The following is a 5513-nucleotide window of genomic DNA, read 5'->3' as shown; positions in this document are numbered from 1 at the left end:
TATCCCCCTATCAGTGAGCTTACCAGTTATCCTTTCATCATCAACTCACAGAAGTCGATTGTCGGCCGTACTGCATTCTTATGGTGTACTTCAGGATTAATGAAAAATGGCTGATTTAAGGTCTTGATAAAGGAAAAAACAGATTTCCAAGGTATTTGATCAGAAGAAGCCGGAGTTCCATGTTTCCTATGAATATGAAATCCTTTCAGGCAGGAAGGAGGGATCATTGCTAAATTTTGTTCAAATTTAGTTTTGGTTACAGTATATAGCTGTTGAACATCCATAACAACCCCTGTCTTATCGATAATATCGGTTGCTGAGCGTTCGATATAATTCCAGAGTGATGCGATCTCTTTTCCCCGGCTGATCATCTGCCCAGTCCGGTTTTCAAGAACGATGTTTGGTTCATCACCCCAGATACGGGATTGGGTTTCAAAAATTTTTCTCATACCCTCTACTATATCAGGAATGGCGTTTCGCTTATCGCCAGGATGAATTTCAATGAAATCAGCTGGAATACCAAAATACTCGGTTATATTGCCCACCATCACTGAGAAGTCATGTACCCATTCTGGTTGATGCCATTTTATTACTGTCTGTGAAATAATATTATATTGATCAGTCCGGGGTACGGAAGGCTCAGTATGAAGAATGTAATTACAATTCCCTTTTTCTATCGGGTCCTGTGAATACAGGAGAGGAATATGTTCTTTTTTGAGAGGCATCCCAATATCTACGCCAGTTTTAACTTCCTCAGTCCCATTCTTGATTAAGTCTGCCGGAATTTCCACATATTTACAGTCGAATTGGCTTGCAAGGTCAATTCGTTCTGCAAGTCCACCCCTTTGGCGAATACTACTGACATTAGGCAGAACATACTCAATCCTCTTATTCGCCATGCAAAATCACCCGGCATCTCCTCAGACCTTTGATGAGTAGATTCGCTCGTATCGAAGAGTGAGCGTTCCTTTCTCCTCAGAGGCAACAACCCGGAAGACGTCTCCTAGATTGATCTTTGATGAACGGACGATCTCAGATGGAATGGTGAGATCCAGAGAATTGGATCCATGGTGGAACCGGGATTTGACAATTTTTTCTTTCGTCTCCATATGATCCAATTCGGATCATGCACATTTAGGGCTTAATGCACATAATGTGCATAAAATTGAAGTTTCAGCGTTCAACTTAAAGAGTCACAAGTGGAAGATGATTCTAGAGAACAATATTGAGAGTATCAGCTTCCAGGTACCATCTCACCGAGAAAACCACCTACCTCATCACCATCAGAGGATATGAACCATGGTCCATCTAACCAACCCCCCCACCTGCCCCTTCTGCACCCCCGCCCCCCCTTCAATCGTCCTCTCAAACGATCTCGCCTACGCCCGTTTCGACCTCTATCCGGTCAGCCCCGGCCACCTGCTCGCAATCCCCTTCCGGCACGTGGCCTCGTTCTTCGAGGCGGCCGAAGCCGAGCAGGCCGCCCTCCTGTCTCTCGTCCATGATGCCCGTCGGCTGCTCGATGAGCGGTATGCCCCCGACGGCTACAACATCGGGGTGAACATCGGGGCGGCGGCCGGGCAGAGCGTCATGCACCTACATGTCCATGTGATTCCGAGGTATGTTGGGGATATAGAGGAGCCGAAGGGCGGGGTGAGAGGAGTTATTCCGGGGAAGAGGAGGTATTAGAGAAAAGTGGATCACTTTTTGAGGGTCGGAAAAATCCTTCATAAACCCTATGAAGACAGTGTATTCAAGGAGGTTTGAAGGATTTCGACGGTTGGAATGCGTTTATAGTATATTTAATTATTAATCATCATCCATCTTCTTCTCAGATTCTATCACATAATTGTAGAGACTTTCTCGAATCCAAAAGTGACCCTCATTCCTTAACCGAGCCATCTCATCTTCTAGTGAGGAGATATGACCATCTCTTTTTGCCCGTAGCAACAATCCAATCACTCCAGTGACGTTCAGATTATATGATCCTGCTATACGTCGTGCTTCACTCTCGTCAAGAAGAAGTATATCATGCTCAATTTCTAGGGCCAAAACGATGCTTTCCGCTTCACCTCGATGAAGATCATTCTCAAGAAGATGGAGAAGATCTGTATTTTTAGGTTGAATCACCGATAAACAACCCTCTTTACGCAAGAGGAGGATTTCTGCAACACCCGGTCGATCATCTCCATCTTCTACAACCTCATGCCAGACGGCAGGAGGAATAATAACTGAAGAAAACCTTCGAAGAAGATCTATCCGCCCAATCAATGAAAGATGGATAAGAGGTGATGAATTACTAATCGCTCGAACCATAGGCGATATCCATCTGGAGATCTTCGTCCGTATAATGACGCGGAACCTTCCGTACTCCGAGAAGCTCCTCCCATTGCCAGCGCTTCAGACCGGCAAGTGCGGCAGCCTTTCCTGAAGAGAGCACACCTCTCATATAGAGAGCAATAGCAAGTTCCTGATGGAGGGCAGACTCTACGCTATCTGGGGGAAGGCGAAGTGCAGATACAATCTCCTGTGGGATAGTGATCGTTATATCGGACATACCTCTTACTCGTTGATAAGAATTGGATAGAAACCGTATAATACTAACGGATGCTATCCGTTCCATTGCCACCAGATCAAGAACGGATCTCCCCTGGCTACAGGGCAATATGATTATATTTTCACCCGACAATACCAGGATCAAGTCGATACAATGAGCCTTTATGACGAGGTAGTAAGGCAGAAGGAGGCGATCCGGCGGCTGGCAGCAGCACGTGGAGCGGTAAATATCCGGCTCTTCGGATCAGTAATCCGGGGAGAAGAGAACCCGGAAAGTGACCTTGATATCCTCGTTGATTTTAAACCAGGAACAAGCCTCCTTGATCATATTGCACTCATCCATGATCTTGAGGATCTCCTTGGACGAAAAGTAGATGTCCTGAGCGAGAAGGGACTCCACTGGGCTGTCCGTGATCGGATTCTTCAGGAAGCTGTGCCGTTATGAACGATGATCCGGGTATAATGTCAATGGAAGCAAACAGAGAGATGCTGGGAAACCGGCAAAAGAACGATCCCATCATCCGTCAGCTTGAAGTAATTCTTCCCCATCTTAAGAAACGTTTTGGCGTTGCAAGAATCGGATGCTTCGGATCGGTGGTGCGGGGAGAAGATCGCCCGGACAGTGACATCGATCTGCTGGTTGAATTTGCACCTGGAGAAGCAACCTTTCGTAACTTCATGGAGTTAGTCTATTTTCTCGAAGATCTCCTTGGCCGCAATGTGGACCTTGTCACCGAACAGGGATTAAGCAAATATCTTTGCCGTACTGTCGAAAAGGAGGTTATCTGGTGTGGAGAGGTAGTTTAAGGAGGGGAGATGTCAGGAATAATCGTAGATTAGGGGATTAAACAAGGTGGCGAAAAAATTCGTCGGCTATCTCATCGATTAATCCCATGATTCGCGCTCTTTTCGGATAAAGGCGTCAGCCTCCTCTGCACATGCAAAACAACCCTGCCCCTTGCCAATAATGCTTGTGAGGGAACGTTTCTTTCTCGTATCTGATGGCGCAAGCACTATCACATCTGCTATAGTTCCGGGTTCAAATTCAGGAACATAGATCTGAATAAGTCCATCAGAATCGATTTTCACCTTTTTCCGTATGGTATGTATCACAAGCAATTCCCCGTGGTGAATATCTCTCCTGGCAGAATATAAGATGCCTCCCTGCTATTGCTTTCGCTAAACTGTTTTTGACCCACTGCCTCATCTAAAAGTGATGCACCTTCACCAATACGTGATCCGACGGTTTTTTGGCGATATAAACAAGAGATCTCTGATCCAGCAGACATATGTCGCCATCCACATTCGATATTTCAGTCATTCATCCCCTGGAGGAAGAACCTGGTGGAGCCTGATAATGCGGGGCCGTTCATCTTCCTCAAAATGGCAGCAGACGGCATCATGAACCATTGCCTTCAATTCTTCGAAGTTATCAGCCTGGGTAAAGATAGAGTGGCCAGGTGAATGAGCCTCATACCCTCCCTCCGGGGATTCCCAGGCAATGAATATGATTTCCTTTTCAGTGTGCATTGCCTTCAACAGATGTAGATTGTGTATTCCATCATGAAGAAAGTATCATCTCTATATGCCAATGGGAGGCGATTGTTCCCGGAGCGGAAACAATCAGTTTCTAAAGTGGAAACATTTTTTCGAAGAGCGAATACAATCGTGATCTCTATCTTCTTGTGCCCGAATATGCACCGGATCTCGAGATGATGGCGGCAAAGATTGAGAAGGCAATCTCTGAGGAGGTGGGAGTTTTGACACACATCCTCATCCTGACATCCAACCGATTATCAGACCTCAGGGAGACAGACACCCCATTCTATCTTAGCCTGTTAAGGACAGGGTATACGCTAAAAGGGGAGTCAATTGAAGAGTATTGAATATCCAACCGAACAAGTAACCGTACAAGTAACCGTACAAGTAACCGAACAAGTAAAGAATCACGGCCCTGGTTGCGGCCTGAGTTACGGCCCGAGTTGAAACAAGAGAGACAATCCAACCTCCACGTGCCACCAGGGGCATCTTTCATAAAAACCTGAAATTTCAAGTAAATCAGCGTCTTAAGGATTAGACCTTCTTCCTCTGGTTCTCTCTCTCAAGCAATCGTTGATTCAAAGCTTCAGTATCGTCAGGAAGCCACTCATGCCGCTCTTTTGTGTAATCCCCACTTCCAGACTCGTAGCTCTGAATAAAGCGAGCCATATCAACAGGTCCAAGAGCTTTGCTCAGTGCGCAAATTCCCTCTTTCCGGATCTCACTGATTGTTTTCTTCATCTGACATCCCTATGATCCATATGAGCATATTTTGCTGTTTTCGCTCATTTATTTTTGATCCACCCCTCCACCATGCAAACCATTCCCGTCAGTAGCAGGGCAGATGGATGGAACATCCAGATTGTGCTCTCTTCTGGCCAGTATCCATCCCTCAATAACATGCTTTAAGTTTTCCCGGCACTCTTCAAGGCTCCTGCCGGTTGCATACACCCCGGCCAGTCCTGGAACCTCCCCGTAATATGGCTCCTCATCCTCGATTACTTCATATCGAGCATGTGACAGGGCTTCTGCTATATAATCGTTGATCATGTCACTGTTCATGTCACTGTTCATGGCATGGTTCATAGAACGATTCATGGATCTGTCATCCCCCAATTGACATAATAATTGATATCCTCCAGATCGAACTCTTCACGCTTGTACACACTCACCTATACCGGAAATACCGTTTATGTGCGAGATCTATAGGGAGAATCTCAACCACCCGGATGCGGCTCTGATCCGGGCAGAGGCGAAAGATGAGAGTGTAGGTGCGGCTGACATGCATTCTATATATGTCACCACGTACGTCAACATCTCTATCACCACCCAGCCGCTCAATGCCGGAGGCACCAGTGAGAGTATCCAGAGCTTCAAGTCTGCGAAGATGGCGGAGGATGACACGCCTGCTTTTAAGA

General features: G+C 46.3%; 13 protein-coding genes. 5 read left to right on the top strand and 8 right to left on the bottom strand.

Annotation, left to right across the window (positions count from 1 at the left end; genetic code table 11):
• Positions 1–26: 26 nt before the first annotated feature.
• Both QCH34_RS05815 and QCH34_RS05810 read right to left on the bottom strand, forming a co-directional pair.
• Complete coding sequence (locus QCH34_RS05815) at positions 27–899, bottom strand: hypothetical protein (RefSeq protein ID WP_300331554.1); 873 nt, start codon at positions 897–899, stop codon at positions 27–29.
• Positions 900–920: 21 nt separating this feature from the next.
• Positions 921–1109 carry a hypothetical protein gene (locus QCH34_RS05810; protein ID WP_300331551.1) on the bottom strand — a complete coding sequence of 63 codons (189 nt, stop codon included), beginning with the start codon at positions 1107–1109 and terminating at the stop codon, positions 921–923.
• Between the two features lie 190 nt (positions 1110–1299).
• On the opposite strand from QCH34_RS05810, the gene QCH34_RS05805 reads away from it, so the two are divergent.
• On the top strand, positions 1300–1689 hold the full coding sequence (locus tag QCH34_RS05805; RefSeq protein ID WP_300331548.1) for an HIT family protein: 390 nt from the start codon (positions 1300–1302) through the stop codon (positions 1687–1689).
• A 120-nt stretch (positions 1690–1809) separates the two neighbouring features.
• On the opposite strand, the gene QCH34_RS05800 is transcribed toward QCH34_RS05805, so the two are convergent.
• Positions 1810–2316, bottom strand: coding sequence for a DUF3368 domain-containing protein (locus QCH34_RS05800; protein WP_255332220.1), 507 nt, complete (start codon positions 2314–2316; stop codon positions 1810–1812).
• Positions 2300–2557, bottom strand: a complete 258-nt coding sequence (locus QCH34_RS05795; RefSeq protein ID WP_255332219.1) for a UPF0175 family protein — start codon at positions 2555–2557, stop codon at positions 2300–2302. The genes QCH34_RS05800 and QCH34_RS05795 overlap by 17 nt, the downstream gene beginning before the upstream one ends.
• 153 nt (positions 2558–2710) lie before the next feature.
• Here QCH34_RS05795 and QCH34_RS05790 point away from each other — a divergent pair, with 153 nt between their 5' ends.
• Together QCH34_RS05790 and QCH34_RS05785 are read left to right on the top strand one after the other, a co-directional pair.
• Complete coding sequence (locus QCH34_RS05790; protein WP_300331541.1) at positions 2711–3001, top strand: nucleotidyltransferase family protein; 291 nt, start codon at positions 2711–2713, stop codon at positions 2999–3001.
• A complete protein-coding gene (locus QCH34_RS05785; RefSeq protein WP_366898379.1) occupies positions 2998–3363 on the top strand; it encodes a nucleotidyltransferase family protein in 366 nt (121 codons plus the stop codon). Before QCH34_RS05790 ends, QCH34_RS05785 begins: the two co-directional genes overlap by 4 nt.
• Before the next feature lie 78 nt (positions 3364–3441).
• Here QCH34_RS05785 and QCH34_RS05780 read toward each other — a convergent pair whose 3' ends face one another.
• On the bottom strand, positions 3442–3645 hold the full coding sequence (locus QCH34_RS05780; protein WP_300331537.1) for a hypothetical protein: 204 nt from the start codon (positions 3643–3645) through the stop codon (positions 3442–3444).
• 228 nt (positions 3646–3873) lie between these two features.
• Entirely contained in the window at positions 3874–4086 is a 213-nt protein-coding gene (locus tag QCH34_RS05775; protein WP_366898382.1) for a 2-oxoisovalerate dehydrogenase E1 subunit beta, read from the bottom strand.
• A gap of 155 nt (positions 4087–4241) precedes the next feature.
• Between QCH34_RS05775 and QCH34_RS05770 the strand changes: the two genes are divergently transcribed.
• Entirely contained in the window at positions 4242–4442 is a 201-nt protein-coding gene (locus QCH34_RS05770) for a hypothetical protein (RefSeq protein WP_300331529.1), read from the top strand.
• A 187-nt stretch (positions 4443–4629) separates the two neighbouring features.
• Here QCH34_RS05770 and QCH34_RS05765 read toward each other — a convergent pair whose 3' ends face one another.
• Positions 4630–4836 carry a hypothetical protein gene (locus QCH34_RS05765; RefSeq protein ID WP_300331526.1) on the bottom strand — a complete coding sequence of 69 codons (207 nt, stop codon included), beginning with the start codon at positions 4834–4836 and terminating at the stop codon, positions 4630–4632.
• 48 nt (positions 4837–4884) lie between these two features.
• Positions 4885–5193 (bottom strand): type II toxin-antitoxin system HicB family antitoxin, encoded by a 309-nt coding sequence (locus QCH34_RS05760; RefSeq protein ID WP_300331523.1) that lies wholly within the window; start codon positions 5191–5193, stop codon positions 4885–4887.
• A gap of 94 nt (positions 5194–5287) precedes the next feature.
• On the opposite strand from QCH34_RS05760, the gene QCH34_RS05755 reads away from it, so the two are divergent.
• A partial coding sequence (locus QCH34_RS05755; RefSeq protein WP_300331520.1) for a hypothetical protein occupies positions 5288–5513 on the top strand: 226 nt, incomplete at its 3' end.

This window comes from Methanocalculus sp., from assembly GCF_029762515.1.
GTDB lineage: Archaea > Halobacteriota > Methanomicrobia > Methanomicrobiales > Methanocorpusculaceae > Methanocalculus.
Note: the sequence above shows the minus strand (reverse complement) of the source record. Positions and strands in the feature narration are given on the sequence as shown.

What these genes read in the sequence shown, in the direction of transcription:
- QCH34_RS05800 (WP_255332220.1), bottom strand. Translation starts at nt 2,316, where the DNA reads ATGGTTCGAGCGATTAGTAATTCATCACCTCTTATCCATCTTTCATTG.
- QCH34_RS05760 (WP_300331523.1), bottom strand. Translation starts at nt 5,193, where the DNA reads ATGAATCGTTCTATGAACCATGCCATGAACAGTGACATGAACAGTGAC.
- QCH34_RS05790 (WP_300331541.1), top strand. Translation starts at nt 2,711, where the DNA reads ATGAGCCTTTATGACGAGGTAGTAAGGCAGAAGGAGGCGATCCGGCGG.
- QCH34_RS05815 (WP_300331554.1), bottom strand. Translation starts at nt 899, where the DNA reads ATGGCGAATAAGAGGATTGAGTATGTTCTGCCTAATGTCAGTAGTATT.
- QCH34_RS05805 (WP_300331548.1), top strand. Translation starts at nt 1,300, where the DNA reads ATGGTCCATCTAACCAACCCCCCCACCTGCCCCTTCTGCACCCCCGCC.
- QCH34_RS05765 (WP_300331526.1), bottom strand. Translation starts at nt 4,836, where the DNA reads ATGAAGAAAACAATCAGTGAGATCCGGAAAGAGGGAATTTGCGCACTG.
- QCH34_RS05785 (WP_366898379.1), top strand. Translation starts at nt 2,998, where the DNA reads ATGAACGATGATCCGGGTATAATGTCAATGGAAGCAAACAGAGAGATG.
- QCH34_RS05775 (WP_366898382.1), bottom strand. Translation starts at nt 4,086, where the DNA reads ATGCACACTGAAAAGGAAATCATATTCATTGCCTGGGAATCCCCGGAG.
- QCH34_RS05795 (WP_255332219.1), bottom strand. Translation starts at nt 2,557, where the DNA reads ATGTCCGATATAACGATCACTATCCCACAGGAGATTGTATCTGCACTT.
- QCH34_RS05810 (WP_300331551.1), bottom strand. Translation starts at nt 1,109, where the DNA reads ATGGAGACGAAAGAAAAAATTGTCAAATCCCGGTTCCACCATGGATCC.